At 72.1% G+C, this 21,173-nt stretch carries 19 protein-coding genes and 1 tRNA gene; 5 read left to right on the top strand and 15 right to left on the bottom strand.

From position 1 onward, the window contains the following. Positions 1 to 22 precede the first annotated feature (22 nt). Genes V6U82_RS21650 through V6U82_RS21640 form a run of 3 tightly spaced genes read right to left on the bottom strand, consistent with a single transcriptional unit; the run spans position 23 to position 2,228 of the window. Positions 23 to 730 (bottom strand): hypothetical protein, encoded by a 708-nt coding sequence (locus V6U82_RS21650; protein WP_334463982.1) that lies wholly within the window; start codon positions 728 to 730, stop codon positions 23 to 25. 8 nt (positions 731 to 738) lie between these two features. After that, on the bottom strand, positions 739 to 1,515 hold the full coding sequence (locus V6U82_RS21645; RefSeq protein ID WP_334463980.1) for a hypothetical protein: 777 nt from the start codon (positions 1,513 to 1,515) through the stop codon (positions 739 to 741). After that, a complete protein-coding gene (locus tag V6U82_RS21640) occupies positions 1,512 to 2,228 on the bottom strand; it encodes an ABC transporter ATP-binding protein (RefSeq protein ID WP_334463978.1) in 717 nt (238 codons plus the stop codon). Before V6U82_RS21640 ends, V6U82_RS21645 begins: the two co-directional genes overlap by 4 nt. A gap of 132 nt (positions 2,229 to 2,360) precedes the next feature. On the opposite strand from V6U82_RS21640, the gene V6U82_RS21635 reads away from it, so the two are divergent. Both V6U82_RS21635 and V6U82_RS21630 read left to right on the top strand, forming a co-directional pair. Next, complete coding sequence (locus tag V6U82_RS21635; protein WP_334463976.1) at positions 2,361 to 3,215, top strand: sensor histidine kinase; 855 nt, start codon at positions 2,361 to 2,363, stop codon at positions 3,213 to 3,215. Continuing rightward, on the top strand, positions 3,212 to 3,877 hold the full coding sequence (locus tag V6U82_RS21630; protein WP_128137510.1) for a response regulator: 666 nt from the start codon (positions 3,212 to 3,214) through the stop codon (positions 3,875 to 3,877). Before V6U82_RS21635 ends, V6U82_RS21630 begins: the two co-directional genes overlap by 4 nt. A 263-nt stretch (positions 3,878 to 4,140) precedes the next feature. On the opposite strand, the gene V6U82_RS21625 is transcribed toward V6U82_RS21630, so the two are convergent. Continuing rightward, positions 4,141 to 4,214 (bottom strand) — tRNA-Thr (locus tag V6U82_RS21625). 133 nt (positions 4,215 to 4,347) lie between these two features. On the opposite strand from V6U82_RS21625, the gene V6U82_RS21620 reads away from it, so the two are divergent. Beyond that, the gene (locus V6U82_RS21620) at positions 4,348 to 6,078 is read left to right on the top strand and encodes a metallophosphoesterase family protein (RefSeq protein WP_128137509.1); all 1,731 of its coding nucleotides are present in this window, start codon (positions 4,348 to 4,350) and stop codon (positions 6,076 to 6,078) included. A gap of 117 nt (positions 6,079 to 6,195) precedes the next feature. Here V6U82_RS21620 and V6U82_RS21615 read toward each other — a convergent pair whose 3' ends face one another. The 6 genes from V6U82_RS21615 to tmk all read right to left on the bottom strand — a co-directional run bounded on the left by V6U82_RS21615 (position 6,196) and on the right by tmk (position 12,227). Next, positions 6,196 to 7,038, bottom strand: a complete 843-nt coding sequence (locus V6U82_RS21615; protein WP_128139275.1) for a PSP1 domain-containing protein — start codon at positions 7,036 to 7,038, stop codon at positions 6,196 to 6,198. A 260-nt stretch (positions 7,039 to 7,298) separates the two neighbouring features. Next, complete coding sequence (locus V6U82_RS21610; protein ID WP_334463974.1) at positions 7,299 to 7,967, bottom strand: hypothetical protein; 669 nt, start codon at positions 7,965 to 7,967, stop codon at positions 7,299 to 7,301. Further along, positions 7,967 to 8,272, bottom strand: a complete 306-nt coding sequence (locus V6U82_RS21605) for a hypothetical protein (RefSeq protein WP_120572036.1) — start codon at positions 8,270 to 8,272, stop codon at positions 7,967 to 7,969. The genes V6U82_RS21610 and V6U82_RS21605 overlap by 1 nt, the downstream gene beginning before the upstream one ends. Before the next feature lies 1 nt (position 8,273). Continuing rightward, positions 8,274 to 8,603 (bottom strand): YbaB/EbfC family nucleoid-associated protein, encoded by a 330-nt coding sequence (locus V6U82_RS21600; protein WP_013473591.1) that lies wholly within the window; start codon positions 8,601 to 8,603, stop codon positions 8,274 to 8,276. A gap of 133 nt (positions 8,604 to 8,736) precedes the next feature. Continuing rightward, positions 8,737 to 10,005, bottom strand: coding sequence for a DNA polymerase III subunit delta' (locus V6U82_RS21595; protein ID WP_334463971.1), 1,269 nt, complete (start codon positions 10,003 to 10,005; stop codon positions 8,737 to 8,739). Continuing rightward, positions 10,002 to 12,227 (bottom strand): dTMP kinase, encoded by a 2,226-nt coding sequence (tmk, locus tag V6U82_RS21590; protein WP_334463968.1) that lies wholly within the window; start codon positions 12,225 to 12,227, stop codon positions 10,002 to 10,004. Before tmk ends, V6U82_RS21595 begins: the two co-directional genes overlap by 4 nt. A gap of 148 nt (positions 12,228 to 12,375) precedes the next feature. Here tmk and V6U82_RS21585 point away from each other — a divergent pair, with 148 nt between their 5' ends. After that, positions 12,376 to 13,584: an amino acid deaminase/aldolase gene (locus V6U82_RS21585; RefSeq protein ID WP_334463966.1), complete on the top strand. Its 1,209-nt coding sequence runs from the start codon at positions 12,376 to 12,378 to the stop codon at positions 13,582 to 13,584. Positions 13,585 to 13,664: 80 nt separating this feature from the next. On the opposite strand, the gene V6U82_RS21580 is transcribed toward V6U82_RS21585, so the two are convergent. After that, on the bottom strand, positions 13,665 to 14,240 hold the full coding sequence (locus V6U82_RS21580) for a TetR family transcriptional regulator (RefSeq protein WP_030274442.1): 576 nt from the start codon (positions 14,238 to 14,240) through the stop codon (positions 13,665 to 13,667). 219 nt (positions 14,241 to 14,459) lie between these two features. Between V6U82_RS21580 and V6U82_RS21575 the strand changes: the two genes are divergently transcribed. Continuing rightward, entirely contained in the window at positions 14,460 to 15,776 is a 1,317-nt protein-coding gene (locus tag V6U82_RS21575; protein WP_334463964.1) for a D-arabinono-1,4-lactone oxidase, read from the top strand. A gap of 60 nt (positions 15,777 to 15,836) precedes the next feature. Here V6U82_RS21575 and V6U82_RS21570 read toward each other — a convergent pair whose 3' ends face one another. The 4 genes from V6U82_RS21570 to V6U82_RS21555 form a co-directional block, all read right to left on the bottom strand. Next, a complete protein-coding gene (locus V6U82_RS21570) occupies positions 15,837 to 16,790 on the bottom strand; it encodes an endonuclease domain-containing protein (protein WP_334463962.1) in 954 nt (317 codons plus the stop codon). 113 nt (positions 16,791 to 16,903) lie between these two features. Further along, positions 16,904 to 19,720 (bottom strand): type I DNA topoisomerase, encoded by a 2,817-nt coding sequence (gene topA, locus V6U82_RS21565; protein WP_128137549.1) that lies wholly within the window; start codon positions 19,718 to 19,720, stop codon positions 16,904 to 16,906. A 266-nt stretch (positions 19,721 to 19,986) separates the two neighbouring features. Continuing rightward, positions 19,987 to 20,595, bottom strand: a complete 609-nt coding sequence (locus tag V6U82_RS21560) for a hypothetical protein (RefSeq protein ID WP_334463959.1) — start codon at positions 20,593 to 20,595, stop codon at positions 19,987 to 19,989. Further along, on the bottom strand, positions 20,586 to 21,128 hold the full coding sequence (locus tag V6U82_RS21555; protein WP_091414621.1) for a hypothetical protein: 543 nt from the start codon (positions 21,126 to 21,128) through the stop codon (positions 20,586 to 20,588). The genes V6U82_RS21560 and V6U82_RS21555 overlap by 10 nt, the downstream gene beginning before the upstream one ends. Positions 21,129 to 21,173: the final 45 nt, after the last annotated feature.

The raw sequence follows: 21,173 nt of genomic DNA, 5'->3' as shown, positions 1-21,173 counted from the left end.
CTGCCCGAGCACTCACGAGCTGTCACGCGTCTCGATTGCGGAACTCCATGACTGCTCCTGTTCCGATCGCCGCGACCCATGTGAGGAGAACGAGCACGCCGGTGCCGGACGTCAGCTCGGCAGTGGTCTGCGGGTGGTAGAGGAGGCTGCCGGCCTGGTCGGGTAGGTACTGGGCGTAGCTGGTCAGGGTGCTGAGCAGGGGCGAGACGATGAGCACGAGGCTGAGCATCGCGACCAGCGGTGGGACCAGGGAGCGGAGCAGGAGGGCCAGGGCGAGGCCGAGGATTCCGATCAGAACGAGGTACACGCCGGCGCCGATCATCGGCCACGTGTCGGCGCCCATCTCGGTCGGGCGGTCGCGAACGGCGAGGGTGAGCGTGGCGGTGAGCAGGCCGGCGAAAACCGTCGCGGCGCTCGTGGTCACAGCGGCGAGCAGATAGGCGACGCACTTCCCGGCGAGGAATGTTCCCCGGTTCGGCGTGGCTGTCAGCGCCGTGCGCATGTTGCTGCCGGTGTAGTCGGTGCCGATGACGAGCGCGCCGAGGAGGATGAGGCCTACCTGCACGAACGTGATGCTCCGAATGACGACTTGTGCGGGGCTCGTCGTGGTCTCGGAGGCTGCAACGGCAGCAGTCAGGGCCACCGCCGCGGCCACTGTCCCGCCGATTGTCGCGAGGACGACGGGGAGGCTGCGGAGCTTGATCAGCTCGGCAGTGATGGTGTTGATCATGGCGTGCCTCATGCGTCGCGGCGGGTGAAGACGAGTGTCGAGGCGGCGAGGAGCACGATCGCCCAGGCGGCCATCACGAGGCCGCCTGCGAAGGGTTCGAGCGGGTCGTGAACGGCCAGGGAAGACGGAGCCGCGAACAGTCGCATGCCTGCCAGATCGGGCAGGTAGCGAGCCAGCGAAGTCGCCTTGGAGAGCAGCAGCGAGACCGAGATGAGCGAACTGTTGGCGATGAACCAGATGAGCGGGACGATCCCGGTCCGGGTGAACACCGTCACTGCCATGGCGATGAGCGACATCAGCGTCCAGTACAGGGCGACGCCGGCCGCGCGGGCGATTGTGTCGCCCGGGTCATCCTGGCCTTCCGTGGTGCCGAGGACCACGTGCGCCAGGGCGAGAGAGGCAGCGACGGCAACGGCAGTAGTGGCGACGATCAGGACGACGACGACGGCGACCTTGGACAGCAAGAGGATGAGTCGATGTGGGATCGCGACGAGCGTGGCGCCGATCTGCCTGCCGCCGCCGACGTCGGGACTGTTGGCCGTGTACTCGCTACTGATCACGATGACGCCGAGGATGACCGCTCCGACGGTCCCGAGCGGGACCGCGTCGAAGACAACGCCGGCCGGGGTGGCGTGAGCGGTGTGGCCGGGTTGCGCGCTGCTCGACGCGACGATCAGTGAGACGGCGGCGATCGTGCCGAACAGCGCGACTCCGAGCGCCACCAGTGCGGCGGGCAGGGCCAGGGTCTTCCGGAGTTCGCCGTCGATCGCGCGAAGCAGCGTCATCGGGCATCCCCGTCTCGATCGGTTCCGGTGAGGGCGAAGAACGTGTCTTCCAGCGAGGCGTGGCCGGCGGTCACGTCAGCGATCGGGCCGTAGGCGACGATGCGGCCGCCGACGATGACGGCGATGTCATCGGCAATTTCCGAGACCTCACCCATCAGATGGCTGGACAGCAGGACGGTTCCCCCGTTGTCCGCATGAGAGCGAAGCAAACCGCGTATCCAGCGGATGCCCTCGGGATCGAGGCCGTTCACCGGCTCGTCCAGCACCAGTGCCTCCGGCTCGCCCAACAACGCGGCGGCAAGACCGAGACGTTGCCCCATCCCGAGCGAGAACCGGCCGACCCGTGTGCGGCCCGCCGTCGTGAGTCCGACCTGCTCGAGCACCTCGTCCGTCCGGCGCCGACCGATTCCGTTGCTGCGGGCGATCCACGCCAGATGGTTCCGCGCGGTGCGGGAACGGTGCGCACCGGAGCCGTCGAGCATCGCCCCGACTGTGTGCAGCGGGGCGCGCAGGCTCCGGTACGGGCGGTCGTTGATCAGGGCGGTACCCGCGGACGCGTGGTCCAGGCCGAGCAGGATGCGCAGGGTCGAGGACTTCCCGGCCCCGTTGGGTCCAAGGAACGCGGTCACCCGGCCCGGATGTGCCTGGAATGTGATGTCAGTGAGGACCGTGCGGCTCCCACGCCGCTTGGTGACGCCATCGAACGAGATCATGCCTCCATGCCAGCCCACCCCCCGTGGGCGGGGCATCGGGCTCCGGGCCGGTCTTCTTCCGGCTTCTCGGTCCCTGGTCTGTCGGACCCGGGACCGATGCCGCTCGGAACGGGTGTTCCTAGATTGGACGGGGTGGAGACCGACCGGCCGAGATGGCGTTCGCGCGACTGGATCATCGCGGTGAGCGTGCTCGTCGTTGCCGTGCTGATGTTGGTCGGCTTCGGCGTCGACTCGGGGCCAGGGCGCTGGATCGCGATTGTCCTGGACACCGCGGTCACCGTTTCGGTCCTGGTCTGGGCGCTGCGGCGCACGCGGGCACAGCGCAAGCGGTACGAGGACGACCTGACGGCCTGGGCCACGGAACGGGCGGCCGCTGCCGAACGCCTGCGGATCGCTGGCGACCTGCACGATCTGGTCTCTCACGGCCTCGGGTTGATCACCGTCCGTGCCGCCGCCGCCCGCGGAATGACCGGTGCCGACGCGGAGGCCGAACGCATTGACGCGCTGGCCGACATCGAACGCGTCGGACGAGACACGACAACCGAACTGCGTCGCATGCTCAACGTGCTGCGCACTTCGAACAGCGCACCCTTGCATCCGGCCGACACACTGGACGACCTCCCGGCGATCATCGACGCCGCGAATGCGGCCGGGCTCACCGCCAGCCTCGATGTCAGCAACCTGTCGGCCGTCTCGCCCGGCGTGCAACTGACCGTCTGCGCGGTCGTGCGCGAGGCGATGAACAACATCATCCGGCACGCCGGCCCCACCCGGGCCCACGTCTCGATACGACGGGACGGCGACGCCCTGCTGGTGGACATCGCCGACTCCGGGCCGACTACTCGGTGGAGACCGCACCCCGGCGCAGGACACGGCATCGCCGGGTTACGCGAACGCGTCACTGCCCTCGGCGGAACCCTCTCCACCCGATCAACAGTCGACGGGTTCCATCTCACCGCACTCATCCCGGATCGGATCGCGTCATGAGTCCGCACGCCCCAGGGCAACCGATCCGCGTCCTCATCGCCGATGACCAGTCCCTGCTGCGTCGCAGCCTTGCGATCATCATCGACGGGGCATCAGACCTCACGACCGTCGGAGAGGCAACCACCGGCAGCCAGGCCGTCAACCTTGCTCGCGAGCTCGTCCCCGACGTGATCCTGATGGACCTGCGCATGCCCGGCGGCGACGGCATCGAGGCGACCCGGGCCATCACCGCCGACCCGGGCCTCTCCACCTGCCGGGTGCTCGTGCTGACCATGTTCGAACTCGATGAGTACGTTCAGAATGCACTACGCGCTGGTGCCAGCGGCTTCCTGCTCAAAGACACCGCTCCCGATCAACTCCTCGATGCTATCCGTCGCACCCACATCGGTGAGTCGTTGTTCGCGCCAACGATCCTGACCCGCCTCATCGAGCACTACGTCCATCGACCGCCGCGTCAAACGCAGCGACTCGGCGCTCTCACCGAACGCGAAACCGAAGTGCTCGGCCTCGTCGGCCAGGGACTGTCGAACGACGAGATCGCCACGAACCTCACCATCTCGATCAAGACCGTGAAGACACACATCGGTAGCCTCCTGGCCAAACTCGGTGCCCGCGACCGAGCCCAACTCGTCATCACGGCATACGAGAACGGCCTGATCTAGGAGGACTGTAAACAGCTCCTCTGTCTCAAGGCTCGGGCAGGCAGTCGGTGCGTAGGCCCTGGTGAAAGACGTCGGACAGGCGTCGTTTCAGCACGCGGAGGGCTTCGAGGCCGCCGTCGCCGGAGTTCCTCCGGCGTGTGAGCGGCGCAGCCGGGATGGCGATGAGGGCTGGAACGTTGTGGGGGTTTCGGGGGCGATTCCGAACCACATCGACAAACATGAGGCCCTGGCCAGCTCTGATTGCTGGCCAGGGCCTCTCGTTGAGCCGCCTGACGGAATCGAACCGTCGACCTACGCATTACGAGTGCGTCGCTCTAGCCGACTGAGCTAAGGCGGCAACGATCGCCAAGTGTACGGCACGCCCCGCCGGAAGCCGAACCGGATCCCCCCGTCCACGGACCCGGACATCGGACCACATCCGCCCCACCACGGGAGAGACTTCCCGCCCGCTCCGGACTACCCTGCGGCGGGTGACCGACGAACCGCCGCGACCACCGGCTCCCGAGGCGCATCCCGGCGAGCGGGCCACCCGCCGCCCCCGCAGCATCGACCCCCGCGAGCTGGGTTTCACCCCGCGCCGGCCGGTGCCCTGGCTCGCGCCGCTGCTGCTGATCAGCACCGGCCTGCGGACGTTGCTGGCCATGCTGTTCGGGGCGTACCTGGACAAGCGCGAGTTGCAGAACGCCTTCAGTGACGGCACGTTCCGGCAGGTCGGGCCGGACGGCGGGCTCTGGCTCGACTACGTGGCCGACCTGGGTGACGGCTTCGACGCCACGTACTCGGTGGCGTACCTGCTCGCCCAGCCGGAGCTGACAGTGGACGGGCATCGCCTTCCCCGCGCGCAGACGCTGGTGATGGGCGGCGACCAGGTCTACCCGGCGGCGGGCTACGAGGCGTACGAGGACCGGTGCAAGGGCCCGTACCAGGCGGCGCTGCCGGTCGCCCCGCCGGAGAAGCCGACGCTGTTCGCGGTGCCGGGCAACCACGACTGGTACGACGGGCTGACCGCGTTCCTGCGCCTGTTCGTGCGTACCCGGGACCGGCACTTCGCCGGCTGGGGCACCGGCCAGTCCCGCTCGTACTTCGCGGTCGAGCTGCCGGCCGGCTGGTGGCTGCTCGGCCTCGACGACCAGTCCGGCTCGTACCTGGACGACCCGCAGCTCACCTACTTCGACGAGGTGGCCCGCAAGCTCACCCCGGAATCCAAGGTGATCCTGGCGGTGCCGGCGCCGACGTGGGTCAAGGCCGTCGACCACCCCAACGCGTACGACTCGATCGACTACTTCATCCGTACCCTCGTCGCGCCGACCGGCGCGCAGGTGCGGGTGCTGGTCTCCGGCGACCTGCACCACTACGCCCGCTACGCCGGGCCGGACCGGCAGCTCATCACGTGCGGCGGTGGCGGCGCCTACCTCTACCCCACGCACCGGCTGCCGGAGAAGCTGGAGGTCCCGCCGCGCGACACGCTGACCCGGCGGGCCAGCAACACCCGGGAGTACGACCTGGCCGCCCGTTACCCGGACAAGGCGCGCTCCCGCCGGTACGGCTGGGGGATCTTCCCTCGGCTGCCGTTCCGCAACCCGGGCTTCACCACGCTGCTCGGCACGCTGCACACGCTGCTGATGCTGGCGATGGCCGGGGTGGCGGTGCAGCGGGTGGGCACCATCGAGCAGCGGCTGTTCAGCGTGCCGCTGGCGATCATGCTGGTGGTGGCGATGATGGGTGCGGTGTTCTTCGCCAAGCCACCCACGGCGGGCGGGAAACGGCACGCCCGGCACTGGATCCTCGGGGTGGCGCACGGTCTGGCCCAGGTGGCTCTCGCCGCCGGCGGCACGTGGGTCTGGTTGCAGCTGCCGTTCTACGACTGGCCGTGGCCGCTGCCGGCGGTCGCCGCCGTGGTGCTCTACGGCCCGGTGAGCGGTCTGGTCGCCAGCCAGCTCGTGGCGCTCTACCTGCTGGTGGCGGGCGCTTTCGGGGTGAACCTCAACGAGCTGTTCGCGGGGCAGGGCATCGAGGACTCCAAGGCGTTCCTGCGATTCCGGATCGACCCGGACGGCACGCTGACGATCTACCCGATCGCCGTCGACAAGGTGTCCCACAACTGGCAGCTGAACCAGGACCAGTCCCCGACGGCCCCGTGGCTGACCCCGAAGACCCCCCTGACCCCCCGCCTGGCCGAACCCCCCATAGTCATCCGCTGATCCCACCCACCCCCACCCCGTTGATCATGAAGTTGGCGGCGAAGTCGATCACCATTTCGACCGCCAACTTCATGATCGACGGAGAGGGAAGGGGCGGGGGCGGGGAAGGCGCAGGGGTCAGGGCTGGGGGTAGTGCTGGTCGTGGGCCTGCCTCGGGCCGCACACCGACGCGCGGGAGCACATCGAGCGGGAGCCGTCGGCGTCCAGCCGGACCGTGACCGCGTCGCGCGGGACACTGTGGCCGACCACCTTGCCCTCGCCCTGCGGCGTGGACACCCGGCTGCCGACCGCCGGGGCCGACTCCTGGAACTTCTGATACAGCGGGTGCTCGTACTTGAGGCAGCACATCAGCCGCCCGCACGCCCCGGAGATGCGCAGCGGGTTGAGCGGCAGGTCCTGGTCCTTCGCCATCCGGATGGTCACCGGCTCGAAGTCGGTCAGGAACGTGGCGCAGCACAGGTCACGCCCGCAGGAGCCGATGCCGCCCTGCACCCGGGCCGAGTCTCGGGCCGACAGCTGCCGCAGCTCCACCCGGCAGTGCAGCGTGGCGCCCAGGTCGCGGACCAGCGAGCGGAAGTCGACGCGGTGCGGCGCGGTGAAGTAGATGGTGGTGCGGTCACTGCCGTTCTCCGGAGTGGCCAGGACGTGGTCGACGGCGACCACCTTCATCGGCAGGCCGTGTTCGCGGATCAGCCGCTTGGCGGCCACCTTCGCCTCGGCCTTGCGCCGGCGCAGCATCTCGTCGCGGCGCAGGTCGTCGTCGCCGGCGATCGCGACGAGTTTCGGGAAGCCGTCGGTGTCCTCGCTGACCCACTGCGCGGCCCACACGCACTCGGCCACCTCGGGCCCGTCGTCGGTGGGCACCAGCACCCGGTCGCCCACCTGCGGACGCAGCTCGCCCGGGTCGAGGTAGTAGAGGCGCCCGTACCGGTTGAAGCTGACCGCGCAGAGCATGCCCATACGCCACACCCTACGCGGATCGACGCCCGCCGCACGGCGCACCTGTCGCCGCCCGGTCACCCACCGCAGCGATCATCGTCGTCGTCCCGGCCGAACCGGCCCCATCACCTCGCCCGGACGGCTGAATCTGCGGCGGGCCCCTGACAAACACCGCCCGGGCGCGTTGAGTGAAGGCATACCTGCGGGGGGTGCAGGGGAAGGCCACGGCGCCGCCGCCGTCGCCCGGCCACGGCCGGTCCGGCGCGCGGCGCCGTGGACCGTCAGTAGCCGATCCGGGTGGTGCCGCCGTAGCGCGGGGCGGTGGTGGCGCGGTCCCGCCACGGCGTCTCGGCCAGGCTCGGCCCCCACTGGCGCAACAGCGTCTCGGCCCCGTCGTAGGCCACCCCGAGCACACCCAGGATCCTCGTGGCGATCTCGGCCGCGGCCGACGACCCGGCCCGTCCGGCCTCGACGCCGGGTCTCGTCGCCGCGTGCACCGCGACCGCCTCGGCCGAGCCCAGCACCTCGGCGAGCGCGCGAGCCAGCGCGGCCCGGCTGCCCTCCACCCAGCCGGCCAGCGCGTCGGCGTAGCCCGCTGTCGACTCCAGCCGCCCGACCAGGCTGTCCGGCCCCTCGTCCAAATGCCGCAGCAGGGCGGCACGTGCCTCGTCGTACGCCGACGCGGCAGTCCCGGACCAGGCGACCTGGTCGGCCAGCAGGGCGGACGTGTCGTCGTACCCCCGGACTAGCCGGCGCACGGCGTGGCCGGCGCCGGTCAGCGGCGCGGGATGCAGGTCGAGGAACTCGCGCACGGCCGCGCCGGGAAGCACCTGCATGCGGCGCAGCAGCGGCCAGAGCCGGTGCCCCTCGGGCGCGCCGGCGGCCAGCAGCGTGTCGACGCGGGCGAGCAGGTCGAGGCCCGGCTCGGCGAGGCGGTCGAGCGCGTCCATCAGGCCTCCCGGGCCAGCCGCCGGGCGACCGCGTCGTCGGCTGCGGCGTAACGGTCGGCGGCACTGCGCAGCGCCGCCGCGGCGGCGGCCATCCGGACGGCGGCGGCCTGCGCCTCGCGCGCCCGGTCGGCGGTGGCAAGGGTCCACTGGCGGTGCAGCGCACGGCCCACCTCGCCGGGGCGGCCGGTGGCGTGCGCGCCGAACGCGGGGTGCGGCGGGTCGGTGGCGGTCACCGTGCGGGAGAGGGTGGCGAGGGTCGCGCCGGCCTCGTCGAGACGGGCGGCCAGGGCACGCAGCGTCTCCATGTCAGGCCCCCGCCAGCGGCCGGTAGGCCGCGAACGTCTCGTTGTGCAGCTTCTCCCGCGCCCACTGCGCCGCGTCGGCGGCGGCGGTGACCGCGGCCTGCACCGAGCCGGCCACGTCGCGCGGGCTGCGGTGGTGCAGCGGGCCGAGGAAACGCACGTCGGTGATCCGCCCGCCGGCGGTCACGACCACCTCGACGAGCCCGTCGGGTGAGCGGACGGTGACCTCGACCGTCGCGACCGCCTGGTCGAACTCGGCCTGCAGGTTCTCGATCCGGCGGTAACGCCGCACCGCCTCCTCGATCCAGGCCTCGTCGATCTCGCCCCGCGGCATCGGCGGACTCCTCCCGGCCGGTCGGCCCGACCCTCACTGAGCGTGCCGCCTCGGTCACCGCGGCATCACCGGACCGTACCGCACGTCAATTGCGCGTGTCGATGCCCTGTGGACAATGCGGGGAGGCCCCGGCTCAGCCGCGCCAGAGCGCCAGCATCATCGCCTCCACAGCGATCCGCGGCTTGACGTTCGCCTCGATCGCCGCGCGGCACTCCAGCACCGCCTCCAGTCGGCGCAGCGAGCCCTCGGCGTCCCACTTCTGCGCGCCCGCCCCGGCGAGCGACGCGGTGTCGGTGTGCACCGGGGCGACCGGCGCCCGCAACGCCATGACGATCGCGTCCCGGTAGAACCCGGCCAGGTCGACCAGGGCCCGGTCGAGCGCGTCCCGCTGGGCGCGGGTGGCCCGCGACTTCTGCCGCTTCTCCAGGTCCTTGAGCTGACCGGCCGCACCGCGCATGGCGCCGGCCGCGCCCCGGCCGGTGCCGCCCGCGCCGAGCGCCGTCTGCAACGCCGTACGCTCCGCCTCGTCGATCTCCGCGACGGAGGCGGCGGCCTCCGCCTCGGCGGCCTCGATCAGCGCCGAGGCCGCGTCGAACGCCGCGCCCACGCCGGTCAGCCGGCGCGGCACGGCGAGCACCGCGTCACGCCGCTGCCGGGCCTCCGGGTCGCGGGCCAGCCGCCGGGCCCGGCCCACGTGCCCCTGCGCCGCCGCGGCGGCCCACTCGGCCACGTCCGGCGCGATGCCGTCGCGGCGGACCAGCACCTCGGCCACCGCGGCCGGCGGCGGCTGCCGCAGCGGTACGACCCGGCAGCGCGACCGGATGGTCACGGAGATGTCGTCCGGGTGGGTGGACGGGGCGCAGAGCAGGAAGACGGTACGCGGCGGCGGCTCCTCGATCGCCTTGAGCAGCGCGTTGCCGGCGGCCTCGGTGAGCCGGTCGGCGTCCTCGATGATCACGATCTGCCACCGGCCGCCGGAGGGCGCGCTGGCCGCCCGCAGCACCAGCGCGCGCATCTCGTTGACGCCGATGGACAGGCCCTCGGGCACCACGAGGCGGACGTCCGCGTGGGTGCCGGTGAGCGTGGTGTGGCAGCCGGGACAGCTCCCGCACCCGGTGCCGTGCACGCACTCGAGGGCGGCGGCGAACGCGCGGGCGGCCACCGAACGGCCCGATCCGGGCGGGCCGGTGAAGATCCAGGCGTGGGTCATGCCGGCGCCGGGATCGGCCGGCGCCGGAGCCGGGTCGTCGTCGTGCTCCTCGGCGAGCGCGTCGAGGTCGTCGTGCCCGCCCACGGGTGCCGTCACCGGCGCGCGCAGCAGGGCGGCGGCCGAGGCGGCGGCCCGCCGCAGCACGGCCACCGCCTCGTCCTGCCCGACCAGATCGCCGAAGACGTCGGTCATCGTCGGGGTTGCTCCATCGTCACCAGCTCCGCGTCGGATAACTCGGGCTGGACCGAGGTGTCCGGGCCCTGCGCCGGACGGGGATGAACGATGCCGCCCGGATCGGCCAGCAGCTCACCCACCCGGCGGGCGACCGCGTCGGCGGTCTCGTCGATCGGGCGGGACGCGTCGAGCACCAGGTAGCGCTTCGGGTCGCCGGCGGCCAGGTCGAGGAAGGCGTACCGGACCCGTTCGTGGAACGTCAGCGACTCGGCCTCCAGCCGGTCGGTGCCCTCGTTGCGGTCCTCGACCCGGCTCAGGCCGGTCCGCGGCTCGACGTCGAGCAGCACCACCAGGTCGGGCTTGAGACCGCCGGTGGCCCAGGAGGAGAGCCAGGAGACCTCATCCACCGGCAGCGTCCGGCCGGCGCCCTGGTAGGCGAGCGACGAGTCGACGTACCGGTCGCTGATCACCACCGCGCCGCGCACCAGCGCCGGACGGACGACAGTGGCCACGTGGTGCGCCCGGTCGGCGGCGTAGAGCAGCGCCTCGGCGCGCGGCGACGGCGCCTCGTCGGGTGCGGTGCCGAGCACCAGGGAGCGGATCCGCTCGCCGACCGGCGTGGCGCCCGGCTCGCGGGTGACCACCACGTCGCGGCCCTGCGCGCGCAGCCGCTCGGCGAGCGCGGCGAGCTGGGTGGACTTGCCGGCGCCCTCGCCGCCCTCGAAGACCACGAACAGGCCGCTGGAGACGAACGGCTCGGCCGGCATCAACGGGCGGCCCCGGATCGAGCCCCACAGGTCGGCGAGGACCGGTACGCCCTTCTTGTCGTCCATCTGGCCGAACGCGCTGATGCCGGCGATGATGCCGGCCGCGCCGGCGGCGAGCAGCAGCAAGCGGGTGGAGGAGATGGAGATGCCCAGGTCGGCGATGGTGAGCTGGCGGGAGCCGCCGACGCCGACCAGGAGGCTGCTGAGCGCGATGGCCAGGATCAGCACCAGCCGGGTGCCGATCTGCACCACCGCGAACACCCGGCCGCGCACCTCGTCGGCCACCTCGCCGCCGAGCAGCGTGGTGCCGGCCAGGAACGCCATGCCGGCGCCCGCGCCGACCAGGATCGCGCCGAGGATGGCCATGGACAGGTGGATGGCGAAGGCGAGCACCAGCACCGAGGCGCTGGCGAGCACGATGCTCATGCCGAACCAGCGGCGGCGGGACATGTCCCGCACGATCATCGGCCCGAGCCCGATGCCGAGCGCCAGACCGACGAAGATCGCGCCGAAGAGCAGCGAGAACGCGGCGTCACCGGCGCCGAGCGAGTTGGCGAAGAACTTGCCCGTGCCGACCACGATCCCGCCGCCGGCGAACGCGCCGAAGATGCCCAGCACCAGGCCGCGGACGAGCGGGGTCTGGCCGATGTATTTCCAGCCCTCGGAGAACTGCCGGAACATGCTCTGCTCGGTGCGCTCCGCCTCGCCGCGCTGGGCCTCGCTGATCTCCTTGATCCCGAACGCCACCACGAGCGCGGTGGCCAGCCGGGAGAAGGCGTTGAACCAGAGCGCGAGCTGGGCCGGTTCGGCCCAGTTCGGCAGGTCGCCGCCGAACGCGCCGGGCAGGCCGCGGGTCAGCACGGCCAGGGCGACGGCCGCCGCGACCGGCGTCAGGCCGTACGTGGTGATCAGCGTGAGCTGGTTCGCCGCCTCCAGCCGGGTACGCGGGATGAGGTTGGGGACCGCCGCCTCCTTGGCCGGGATCCACAGCAGGGTGATCGACTCGATCAGGAACGTGGCGATCAGCGCCCAGCCGACCACCAGCCCGCCCGCGGCGCCGGTGAGCGCGTACAGCGGGATCGAGGCGAACAGCACGAAGCGCAGCAGGTCGCAGATGACCATGGTCCACCGGCGGTCGAACCGGTCGGCGAGCACGCCCGCCACCGGGCCGAGCACCAGCGCCGGGAGCAGCCGGATCGCGGTCACGCCACCGAACGCGGCGCCCTGGGCGGTGCTGCCGGAGACCTGGGAGGCGGCGAACAGCGCGGTGGCGAGCAGGCCGAGCCAGTCACCGAAGGAGGCGGCACTGAGCACGATCCACAGCCGGCGGAACGGCCGGATGCGCAGCACCGACCGGATGGCGGCGGCACCGGAGTGGTCGGCGGCTGTCCCGGGCGACGACACGCCGGGCGACTCGCCGTTGTTCTGGCTTTCGATGGCCGTACCTCCACGTGCCGGCCCAGGTCTGGGCATCCCCGGTGGAACACTCTAGTCGCGCAGGAAGGGTCGTCCCCCGCGACATTCACCTGCTCGCCGAGCCTAGGCCGCCGGGACCACCGCCCGCAGCCCGGACAGACGCGAGGGTATTTCGCATTGCCGTCCAGACAGTTAGCGTGCAGACGTGGCCATCGACCGTGACAAACTTCGCGAGCGTCTCGACCGGGCGACCGCTCACCTCGACCCGCCGTACGCCGTGGTCGACCTCACCGCGTTCGACGCCAACGCCGAGGCGCTCGCCGGCCGGTCCGGCGGCAAGCCGCTGCGCGTGGCGAGCAAGTCGGTACGCGTCCGTGAGCTGCTGACCCGGGCACTCAAGCGGCCCGGGTGGCACGGCGTGATGGCCTTCACGCTCCCCGAGGCGGTCTGGCTGGTCCGCTCCGGGGTCAGCGACGACGTGCTCGTGGCGTACCCGACGGCCCACCGGGGCGGCCTCGCCGACCTGGCCGCCGACCCGGCGCTCGCCGACGCGGTGACGCTGATGATCGACGACACCGCGCAGCTCGACCTGATCGACCGGGTGTACCCGCCCGCGCGCCGGCCCGCGCTGCGGATCTGCCTCGACCTGGACGCCTCCTGGCGCCCGCTGGGAGGCCGGGTGCACGTCGGCGTGCGCCGCTCCCCGGTGCACAGCGCCACGGCGGCCGGCGCGCTCGCCGCCGCCGTCGCCGGGCGGCCGGGCTTCCGGCTGGTCGGCCTGATGTCGTACGAGGCACAGATCGCCGGCCTGGGCGACGCGCCGCCCGGACAGGCGGTGCTCGGCTCGGCGATCCGGGTCGCGCAGCGCGGGTCGTACCGGGAACTGCTGGCCCGCCGCTTCGCCGCGGTCAGCGCGGTCCGGGAGCACGCCGACCTGGAGTTCGTCAACGGCGGTGGCACCGGCAGCGTGGCCGCCACCAGCGCGGACCCCGCCGTCACCGAGGTCACCGCGGGCTCCGGCCTGTACGGTCCGACGCTGTTCGACGCGTACCGTGCCTGGCGGCCGACCCCGGCGGCGTTCTTCGCCTGCGCGGTGGTCCGGCGCCCGGCGCCGGGGCTGGCGACGGTGCTCGGCGGCGGCTGGATCGCCTCCGGTCAGGCGGCGAACAGCCGGCTGCCGCGGCCCTGGCTGCCGGACGGGCTGAAGCTGCTCGGCGCGGAGGGCGCCGGCGAGGTGCAGACCCCGCTGGCCGGGACGGCCGCGGACACCCTGCGCGTCGGCGACCGGGTGTGGTTCCGTCACGCCAAAGCGGGCGAGCTGTGCGAGCACGTCAACGAGGTGCACCTGGTCGAGGGGGACGCGGTGGTCGCCACCGTGCCGACCTACCGGGGCGAGGGGCACGCCTTCCTCTGACGTGCCCCGCGGCTCTGCCCTACGGCGTGACGACGGCGGGCCCCGGCGCACTCTCGGGAACCCGCCGCTCGGCGTGCCGCTCAGCCCTGGTGGACGGCCTCCGTGGGGGCGTTCACCTGCCGGTGCAGGTACTCCCGGATGAGCGCCTTGGCCTCGACCAGCACCCGCTCGTCGCCGTCGGTGCGGCGGCGGAAGGCCAGCTTGATCAGGGCGTCGGCGGCCTCCACCGCGACCTCCAGGTGGAACCGCAGGTCGGGCACCCCGGCCAGGCCGAAACGCTCGGTGAGTACGCGGGCGAGCTGCTCCGCGATGACGCCGTTGTTGTCCCGCTGGTCGTCCAGCAGGTGCAGGTCGACCACGTCGCCGAAGTGCAGGGTACGGAAGCCGGGAACGGTGCGGTGCATCGAGATGTACTCGTCGATCGCCGCGTCGACCCCGTCCCACCAGTGGGTCAGGTCGTCCGAGGAGAACCGCTCGTCGAGCCGCTGGAGGTAGGACTCCATGGTGCGCAGGGTCAGCGCCTGCACGATCGCCCGCTTGTCCGGAAAGAACTGGTAGACCGACCCGATCGCCACCTCGGCGCGCTCGGCGAGCAGGGTCGTGGTCAGCCCTTCGTACCCCACCTCGTCGACGAGCTCGGCGCAGGCGTCCAGCATCCGCTGGACCCGCGCGACACTTCGACCCTGCACCGGTACCCGACGCAGCGGCCCGGTCGTGGCGGCTGGTGTGGACACTCGGCGCCACCCCCCTTCGACGGATGAACATATCTGCACGTCACGAGTCTGTGACTACCGGTACAACGAGCCGGGCTCGATTGCGGTATTTACCAGGCACAACGTTCCTGATATGAATTCAGTTCATATTCATGTCGAGGAGTGGCCGCGATGACCGGTACCACCGCCACCTGGTCCAACTGGGCCGGCAACCAGCACAGCACCGCGCTCCTCACCGTGCGCCCGCGTAGCGTCTCCGACGTCGTCGAGGCGGTCCGCCAGGCCGCCGCGGCGGGCCGGACCGTCCGGGCCACCGGCAGCGGCCACTCCTTCACCGCCACCGCCGTCGCCGACGGGCACCGGATCGACCTCGCCGAGCTGGAGACGGACGTCACGGTCGATGTGGCGCGCCGCCTGGTCACCGTACCGGCCGGGATGACGTTGCACACGCTCAACGAACTGCTCGCCGGGCACGGCCTCGCGATGCCGAACCTGGGCGACATCGACGCCCAGACCATCGCCGGCGCGCTCTCCACCGGCACCCACGGCACCGGGGCGAAGCTGGGCTGCCTGTCCACCTTCGTGGCCGGGCTGACGCTGGTCACCGGCACCGGCGAGGTGCTGCGCTGCTCGGCCGAGGAGAACCGCGACGTCTTCGACGCCGCCCGGGTCGGGCTCGGCGCGGTGGGCGTGCTGGTCGAGGTCACGTTGCGCTGCGTGGACGCCTTCGTGCTGCGCGCGCACGAACGCCCGGCCCCGCTCGCCGAGGTGCTCGACGACCTGCCCGGCCTGTACGAGGCACACGACCACGCCGAGTTCTACTGGTTCCCGTACACCGACCGGGTACAGGTCAAGACCAACGACCGGGTACCCGCCGACGACCAGCCGCTGCCCGGCTGGCGCGGCTGGCTGGACGACGAGTTCCTCTCCAACACCGTCTTCGCCGGCGCCTGCCGCCTCGGCCGCGCCGTACCCGCCCTCGCACCCCGGATCAGCGCCGTATCCGCCCGCGCGCTCACCGAACGCACCTACACCGGCCGCTCCGACCGCGTGTTCTGCACGCCGCGCCGGGTCCGCTTCGTGGAGATGGAGTACGGCCTGCCGCGCGAGGTGCTACCCACCGCGCTGGCCGAGCTGCGCCGGATCGTGGACCGGCTGCCGTTCAAGGTGCTGTTCCCGGTCGAGGTGCGCTTCACCGCCGCCGACGACATCTGGCTGTCCCACTCCTACGGGCGCGACTCCGCGTACATCGCCGTGCACCAGTACGTGGGCATGCCGTACGAGCCGTACTTCCGCGCGTTCGAGCAGGTGGCGACCGAGCTGGGCGGCCGGCCGCACTGGGGCAAGCTGCACTGGCGCGACGCGGAGTCCCTGGCCACCGCCTACCCGAGATTCGCCGACTTCCAGTCCGTCCGCACCCGCCTGGACCCGTCGAGCATCTTCCAGAACCCCTACTTGACCCAGGTCCTGGGCGCCTGAAGATCTTGGAAGGAAAGGGCCCTCATGGGGGCCCTTTCCTTCCAAGATCTCGGAGGGCGGTCACCCCGGCCAGCCAGCCGACCGCAGCGCGGCGCGGAGTTGGGCGATCACCTCTTCCGGATGGGCGCGCAGGACCCAGGCGGGGAACCGGAGAATCCGGTCGCCCTCGACCCACAGGTCGTTCTGCCGCCGCATGTCCGCCCACGCGTGCGCCGGATCCAGATGCTGGCCGCCGTCCACCTCGACGTGCACGCGCCACTGCTCGAAGTACGCGTCGAGGTAGCGCCGCCGCCCCGCGGAATCCCGGCGGACCACCTGTCGGGTCGGCTCGGGCAGCCCGGCGTCGCGTACGAGTTTGAGCAGGTCCAACTCGCTCAGGGAGTGCGCACCGCCGGCCGCATCGGTGGCGGTGGACAGGATCAGCTGTCGACGGCGGATCCGGGGCATCCGCTCCACCACCTCGTGCAGGTCGTCGCCGCCGACCAGCCGTTGCTGGAAGGCAGCCGCGACGATCGCGCGGGCCTGGATGTCGGTCGGCGCCCACTGCGCGGCGTCGACGATCGACCGGGCCGCCGTCGTCCGGGGCGGCGCCGCCACCGGCACCACGTCGGAGTCGGGCAGGTGGGTCGTCCGGTGCGCCAGCACGGCGGGCGGAAGCGGGGATCGACGGCTCGCGGCGGGCAGGAGGAGGTGGACCACCCGGTCCGGGAACCCCCGCAGCCCGCCCGCCTGAGCAGCGGTCACGCCACCCAGGAGCGCGGTGGGACCGGCCGCCAGCACCGCGATCCACCGGAGTTGCGCGGGACCGACCGGGCCGTTGTGCGCGACGAGAACCGCACGATGCGCCTGCCGCCACCGGCCGGTCGTCACCCGGTGACGGATCGCCTTACGCGTGAGGTGCGCCCGTGCCTGCTGAAGGCTGAGCACGTCCTCCTGCCGGAAGAGCAGCCAGGTCAGTTCGTCCGCGTCATCCGACGGCAGAGCCCGCCGCATCACCGCCCAGGAGTTCCCCACCTACCCACGGTGGCCCCCGACCCGGCTCCTTCGCCGCCCCTGTGGACAACGGCCAGATCTTGGAAGAAAAGGGCCCTCGTAGGGGCCGTTTCCTTCCAAGATCTCGGGAGGGATCACTCCTTCGGGGTCGAGGTCGCCTTCTTCGGAGTCGTCTTCTTCGCGGGGGCCTTCTTCGCGGCCGTGGCCTTGGCGGCCGTCGTCTTCTTCGCCGCCGTCGTCTTCTTCGCGGCCGTCGTCTTCTTGGCCGGGGCGGCCTTCTTCGCGGCCTTCTTCTTCGGCGCCGGGCCCTTCGCGCGCTTCTCGGCCAGCATCTCCGACGCCTGTTCCAGCGTCAGCTCCTCCGGCGTCTGCCCGCGCCGCAGCGACGCGTTGAACTCGCCGTCGGTCACGTACGGCCCGAAGCGCCCGTCCTTGATCACCAGCGGCTTCTCGGTGAGCGGGTCGTTGCCCATCTCCCGCAGCGGTGGCGCGGCGGCCCGGCGCTGGCGCGTCTTCGGGGCGGCCAGCAACGCCAGTGCCTCGTCCAGCGTGACGGTGAACATCTTGTCTTCCGAGTCCAGCGAGCGGAACTCGTCACCGCGCTTGACGTACGGGCCGTAACGGCCGTTGTTGGCGAACACCTCGGCGCCGTCCGGGGCCACGCCGATCAGCCGGGGCAGGCGCAGCAGCTGCAACGCCTGTTCCAGGGTGAGGCTGTCCGGCGACTGCGAGCGCAGCAGCGAGGACTTGCGCTCGCCGCTCGCCACGTACGGGCCGAACCGGCCGGACTTGAGCAGGATCGGCTCGCCCGTCGACGGGTCGTCGCCGAGCTTGCGCTCACCGCCGCCGCCGAGGAACAGCTCGTGCACCTTTTCCGGGGTCAGCTCGTCCGGCGCCAGGCCCTCCGGGATCGGCGCCCGGTCACCCTGCGAGCCGCCCTCCTCGCCCTCACCGGAGGGCGCGGCCTGCTCGCCGCCCGGCAGTTCGCGCTGAAGGTACGGCCCGTACCGGCCGACCCGGACGACGACCTCGCGGCCCTCGTCGTCGGTGAACAGCGGGATGGAGTTGACGCTGCGCGCGTCGATCTCGCTGAGGTTCTCGGTGACCAGCTTCTTCAGGCCACCGGCGTGCGCGATGGCCTGGTCGCCGGTGCCGTTGGTGCTGCCGAAGTAGAAGGAGGTGAGGAAGTCGACGGCGGCGTGGTCACCACCGGCGATCTCGTCCAGCTCGTTCTCCATGCTGGCGGTGAAGTCGTAGTCGATCAGGCGCGGGTAGTGCCGCTCCATCAGCCCGATCACCGCGAACGCCAGGAACGACGGGATCATCGCCTGGCCGCGCTTCACCACGTACCCGCGGTCCTGGATCGTCTGCATGATCGACGCGTACGTGGAGGGCCGGCCGATGCCCAGCTCCTCCAGCGCCTTGACCAACGACGCCTCGGTGTAGCGGGAGGGCGGCTGGGTGTGGTGGCCCTGCGCGGCCAGCTCGTCGGCGGTGAGCGGCTGGTCCTTGACGAGCGTGGGCAGCCGCCGCTCGGCGTCCTCGGCCTCGGCGTTCTCGTCGTCGCTGGACTCGACGTACGCGCGCAGGAAGCCCGGGTCGGTGATGGTCTTGCCGGTCGCGCCGAAGTCGGCCTCCTCCTGGGCGGAGGAGACGGCACGGATGCGCACCGACACGCTGGAGCCGACCGCGTCGGTCATCTGCGAGGCGATGGTGCGCCGCCAGATCAGCTCGTAGAGCTTGAACTCCTCGGCGGACAGCTCCTTGGCCACCTCGCCCGGGGTGCGGAAGTTGTCGCCCGCGGGGCGGATCGCCTCGTGCGCCTCCTGCGCGTTCTTCACCTTGCCGGTGTAGCGGCGCGGCTCCGGGGGCACGCTGCGCTCGCCGTACAGCTCGACGATCTGCCGGCGGGCCGCCGCGATGGCCGTCTCGGACAGGTTCACCGAGTCGGTACGCATGTAGGTGATGTAGCCGTTCTCGTACAGGCGCTGCGCGGTGCGCATCGTCTGCTGCGACGAGAACCGCAGCTTGCGGGCCGCCTCCTGCTGGAGCGTGGAGGTGATGAACGGCGCGTACGGGCGGCGCCGGTAGGGCTTCTCCTCGACCCGGGTGACGGTGAACGGCCGGTCGGCCAGGCGCGCGGCGAGCCCCCGGGCCCCGCCCTCGTCGAGGTGGACGACACCCGCACCGGCGCGAACACGACCAGTGGTCGGCTCGAAGTCCTTGCCGGTGGCGATCCGGTCACCGTTCAGCGCGACGAGCGTGGCGTTGAACGTCCGCGGGCCCTCGCCCGGCTTCGCCACCGCGAGCGTGGCCAGGATGTCCCAGTACTCGGCGGTGCGGAACGCCATCCGCTGGCGCTCCCGCTCGACCACGATCCTGGTCGCCACGGACTGCACCCGGCCCGCCGACAGCTTCGGCATGACCTTCTTCCACAGCACCGGCGAGACCTCGTACCCGTAGAGGCGGTCGAGGATGCGCCGCGCCTCCTGGGCGTCGACCAGGTCGCGGTCGATCTCCCGGGGGTTCGCCACAGCGGCCTGGATGGCCGGCTTGGTGATCTCGTGGAAGACCATCCGCTTGACCGGCACCTTGGGCTTGAGCGTCTCCACCAGGTGCCAGGCGATGGCCTCGCCCTCGCGGTCCTCGTCCGTCGCCAGGAAGATCTCGTCGACCTCCTTGGCCAGCTTCACCAGCTTGCTGATCTGCTGCTTGCGGTCGGGCGAGACCACGTAGAGCGCGTGGAAGCCGTTGTCGACGTCGACGCCGAGGCGCGCCCACGGCTCACCCTTGTACTTCGCCGGCACGTCGGCGGCGTTGCGGGGCAGGTCCCGGACGTGGCCGAAGCTGGCCTCCACGACGTACCCCGGGCCGAGGTAGCCCGAGATCGTCTTGGCCTTCGCCGGTGACTCGACGATGACCAGACGGGTGGTTCCAGCGTTGCTCGGCACGTCTCTCCCCGACCTCACTCCTACGCCATGCCCGCTTCGGGCCGTGTTGCACCACCCGGACCACAGGCGGTCCGGATGTCCAACGTAACGCGCCGTCCGCGTTCCGGGTTTCGTGGGCGGCAAACGGGCCGCCCTCCCGGTGACCGCCGGCCGCACCCTGCCGGACGGCGTCACGGTACACCGTGGGTAGGGCGGCAGGCGGGTCACTGTGACGATCGCGTACACCCGGCGGAGCCTCGCACGTGTCCGGCTTCGGACAGCGGCGGTCAGCCCCGCGACCCCGGCCAGTCCGCCACCGGCGCCGCCGCCGGCCGTTCCCCCACCAGCTCCGCGAGCCGCGACATCCGCCGTCCGCCGATCCGGAACGCGGGCCCGCCCTCGTCCGGCTCCACGAACGCGGCCGGCAGGCCCACCGCCGCCAGCGCGGCGCGGACCACCGGCCAGGACGACTCGTCGGCGGGCCCGAGGCGCAGCCGGAACCCGGCCGGTTCGGCCGTGCCGGCGGCCGCCACCCAGAGCCGCAGCCGCCGCCCGTCGAGGTGGAAGCGGGCCGGCGGCCGCTTCGCCGCGCCGCGCAGCCAGGCCCGCGCGAGCGGCGCCAGCATGCTCGTGTACGCGGTGCGCACCCGGTGCCGCCCGTCCTCGGTCGGCTCCCAGCTCGCCGGCACGCCCCGGGCGCCCAGCTCGGCCACCAGCACGTGCACCCGCCAGGCGGCGTCGACCACCACGGAGATCCGGGCCGTGCCACCCATCCGCCCCACCTCACCCGGCCCGGCGAGCAGGCCGGCGAGGTCCGCCAGCGCGGGATCGGCCGCCTCGGTGGAGAACAGCGAGGGCTGGCGGGCCGGTTTCGGGGCAGGAGGGGTCAGCGACACTCCGGGACCTCGTCGAAGGCCTCTTTCAGCTCGGTCGAGTTGAGTTTGCTGGTGTCCAGCGCGCTCGCGTCGTACTCCTTGTTGAGCGTGTCCACGGCGGCGCGCACGCCGTCGTAGAACGGACCGGCCTGGGCGGTGTCGAGCCGGTCGACGGTGTCCCGGGCCCGCCCGTACGCGTCGCGCATCTTGCTCAGCGACCCCAGGAACCCGGCGGACACCTCTTCGCCGCGCTCGGCCTCGGGCACGCCCGCCTCCTCGACCTTGCGCCGCGCCGTCTCGCTGGCCTGTTCGGCGCCGGCGAAGAGCCGGACCAGGTTCTCCTTGGCCTGCGGCGGAGTGGTCTGCGCGGTCATCTGCTGCTGGGTGCTGCTGGTCAGCTTGGAGATCTCCGCGCGCCACGGGGTGAGCGCCTGGCACACCGACGCGGCCCAGACCCGAGGGCTGGGACCGCCGCCGCACCCGGTGACGACGAGGACCAGCGTGGCCAGGACCACCGTGAGCTTTCCGGCGGTTGCCGCCCGGCGCGTACGCATGCGAAGCAGCGTACGACCTCCGGGCGGAACCGCCACCGGTCAGGT

It is taken from the genome of Micromonospora sp. CPCC 205554, assembly GCF_036902745.1.
GTDB classification, from domain to species: Bacteria; Actinomycetota; Actinomycetes; order Mycobacteriales; family Micromonosporaceae; genus Micromonospora; species Micromonospora tulbaghiae.
This window is presented reverse-complemented; position numbering and strand designations above follow the sequence as displayed.

Coding starts and splice junctions, on each gene's coding strand:
- V6U82_RS21650 (WP_334463982.1), bottom strand. CDS start 730: ATGATCAACACCATCACTGCCGAGCTGATCAAGCTCCGCAGCCTCCCC.
- V6U82_RS21645 (WP_334463980.1), bottom strand. CDS start 1,515: ATGACGCTGCTTCGCGCGATCGACGGCGAACTCCGGAAGACCCTGGCC.
- V6U82_RS21640 (WP_334463978.1), bottom strand. CDS start 2,228: ATGATCTCGTTCGATGGCGTCACCAAGCGGCGTGGGAGCCGCACGGTC.
- V6U82_RS21630 (WP_128137510.1), top strand. CDS start 3,212: ATGAGTCCGCACGCCCCAGGGCAACCGATCCGCGTCCTCATCGCCGAT.
- V6U82_RS21615 (WP_128139275.1), bottom strand. CDS start 7,038: ATGGGCATGCTCTGCGCGGTCAGCTTCAACCGGTACGGGCGCCTCTAC.
- V6U82_RS21610 (WP_334463974.1), bottom strand. CDS start 7,967: ATGGACGCGCTCGACCGCCTCGCCGAGCCGGGCCTCGACCTGCTCGCC.
- V6U82_RS21605 (WP_120572036.1), bottom strand. CDS start 8,272: ATGGAGACGCTGCGTGCCCTGGCCGCCCGTCTCGACGAGGCCGGCGCG.
- V6U82_RS21600 (WP_013473591.1), bottom strand. CDS start 8,603: ATGCCGCGGGGCGAGATCGACGAGGCCTGGATCGAGGAGGCGGTGCGG.
- V6U82_RS21595 (WP_334463971.1), bottom strand. CDS start 10,005: ATGACCGACGTCTTCGGCGATCTGGTCGGGCAGGACGAGGCGGTGGCC.
- tmk (WP_334463968.1), bottom strand. CDS start 12,227: ATGCCCAGACCTGGGCCGGCACGTGGAGGTACGGCCATCGAAAGCCAG.
- V6U82_RS21580 (WP_030274442.1), bottom strand. CDS start 14,240: ATGCTGGACGCCTGCGCCGAGCTCGTCGACGAGGTGGGGTACGAAGGG.
- V6U82_RS21555 (WP_091414621.1), bottom strand. CDS start 21,128: ATGCGTACGCGCCGGGCGGCAACCGCCGGAAAGCTCACGGTGGTCCTG.